The organism is Photobacterium obscurum (genome assembly GCF_026191635.1).
GTDB lineage: Bacteria > Pseudomonadota > Gammaproteobacteria > Enterobacterales > Vibrionaceae > Photobacterium > Photobacterium obscurum.
The window spans coordinates 1-296 of sequence record NZ_JAKRRW010000075.1 but is presented as its reverse complement, the minus strand read 5'-3'; the positions used below and the strand labels follow the sequence as shown (position 1 = coordinate 296).

Genomic DNA, 296 nt, shown 5'->3' with positions numbered 1-296 from the left:
AGTTCAAGCTGGCGGTTTCACCCGCCTTGAGGCTCGGCTTGTCGCTAGCGATACTGATCCCCGGCAACTGGGTATCCAAGGTAATAGCAAGCTGGGTCGCCGCGGTATTATCGTTACCAGCGCTGTCGGTGAAGGCATTAGCGGCCACGTCAATGGTCGCCGCCGCGGTACGGTCGCTATCGGGGGTAAAGGTCGCGCTATAGCTAGTGCCGCTACCAACAAAGCCGCTCAACGAACCACCAACCACGGTGATATCACCGACCGCAAAATCAGAACTGGCTTCACTCAAGGTGAAA

General features: G+C 57.1%; 1 protein-coding gene. It reads right to left on the bottom strand.

The window, feature by feature from the left end; genetic code table 11:
• Positions 1-296 (bottom strand): Ig-like domain-containing protein (locus tag MD588_RS25985; RefSeq protein WP_265700841.1); only part of this gene is annotated, 296 nt, incomplete at both ends.